3 protein-coding genes are annotated in these 1,471 nt (G+C 33.7%); all 3 read left to right on the top strand.

Annotated elements, in window-relative coordinates; all coding sequences use genetic code 11:
* On the top strand, window positions 1-420 hold a 420-nt coding region (locus BUB66_RS11795; RefSeq protein ID WP_188092908.1), incomplete at its 5' end, for an amidase domain-containing protein.
* A gap of 19 nt (window positions 421-439) precedes the next feature.
* Window positions 440-1,015, top strand: a complete 576-nt coding sequence (locus tag BUB66_RS11790) for a hypothetical protein (protein WP_073258736.1) — start codon at window positions 440-442, stop codon at window positions 1,013-1,015.
* A gap of 61 nt (window positions 1,016-1,076) precedes the next feature.
* A partial coding sequence (locus BUB66_RS11785; RefSeq protein ID WP_143156289.1) for a hypothetical protein occupies window positions 1,077-1,471 on the top strand: 395 nt, incomplete at its 3' end.

Genomic DNA, 1,471 nt, shown 5'->3' with positions numbered 1-1,471 from the left:
GATGTAACAAGTCCATACGCATGGTATTACGATAACAAAGGTACTAGTTCAACATCTGATGATAAATATTCCCACACATGGTCTGTTGCTAAAAAATTATATACTTTTATTGTTCTTGACAGCAACCCTCGCAGGGGTAAGAATGCCACTACTTCTCCATACCCCGGTACTACTTCAGATCCATATCCGGACAATACCACAATAGGGGATGCAATCTTTTATGATTGGAATGGAGATGCTGAAATTGATCATGTATCGATATATGTTGCGAATGGGACAGATCCTAACTCCGGATATTCTGGTGCGTTAGTTGATCAACATACGACAAATAGATATCATGCCATTTGGTCGTTGAGTCCTTACAATAGATGGAGAAATACTACAAAAATATATCCGGTAGAGTTGTATACAACTTATTAAGATAGAGAGGAGGATAGATATGCCTACGAAGAATAAATTATTTACAATAGTAGTATTAATTGTGTTAGTTGTTAGTGCCTTTACATTCATACAAGCTAAAGCCCCAAATGAAGAAGAAAAAGGAGATATTGCGGAAGTTATAAAAAGAGCTGCAGTATTGGCGGATGAAATATACATTCAGGCAAAAAAGCATTATAAAGACAGAGCATCGACTGAAAATAAAGCAACCATCATTGAAAACGGGAAGAAAGCTTTATACGAAGTTTTTACTGATGAACTAGCACAGCGTTTATATAAGAGTTGGGTAGAAGATCAATTTACTAATGCTGTTGAAGGACCAGATCAAATTGATAGTGGAGTAAGTAGTATTGAATTTAAAGATCTTTCCATATCTGGGAATGAGGCACATGTAACTGTTGTTCTCGAAAAATATATAACAGATAGAATAACTAAAGAGGGTAAGAGATATATTGATTGGATGCAAGGGAAGGATATAATTAAAGCAACCTTAGTGAAAATTGACGGTAAATGGAAAATATCTGAGTTTACTGTAGAACCCGATCTAGATCCAGAACATATAATACAGCCCGAGTAATTTTAAAATTGCCCCGTTTACAATGGGGCAATTTTCTTAGATTTTTAGTAGTGGTGGTAAATTGAAAAAAAGATGGCTTGTTTATTTAATAGAAATTTTGATGCTAATTCCAATAATTGGGATGTCATTATATTTTATTATTGATTTGAGGCAATATTTAGAATTGATCTTTTACAATAGAAACATTGTTACAAAACAGGACTATTATAGGTTTTGTATTAATGCATTTATTGCGGCGCTATTTATTGTATTTTTGGGTAATGCCAATAAAAAAATCTTAAGAATTTGGAAATATTTATTGATTGCAATGGTTATTTTATCCGGTACCAGATTATTTTCAGCGTTTTTGATTGACTGGTTATGTAGCGACAAACTTTTCTTTACCGGCTCTAATTATGAACCGTTGGTTATACATTTGCAGCAGAAAGTAGGAGCAGCAATTTTATGTGGAGAGAT

Origin of the sequence: Caldanaerovirga acetigignens, assembly GCF_900142995.1 — a bacterium.
Taxonomy (GTDB): Bacteria; Bacillota; Thermosediminibacteria; order Thermosediminibacterales; family Thermosediminibacteraceae; genus Fervidicola; species Fervidicola acetigignens.
The sequence above is the reverse complement of the archived record's forward strand: the minus strand, read 5'-3'. Positions and strand labels throughout refer to the sequence as shown.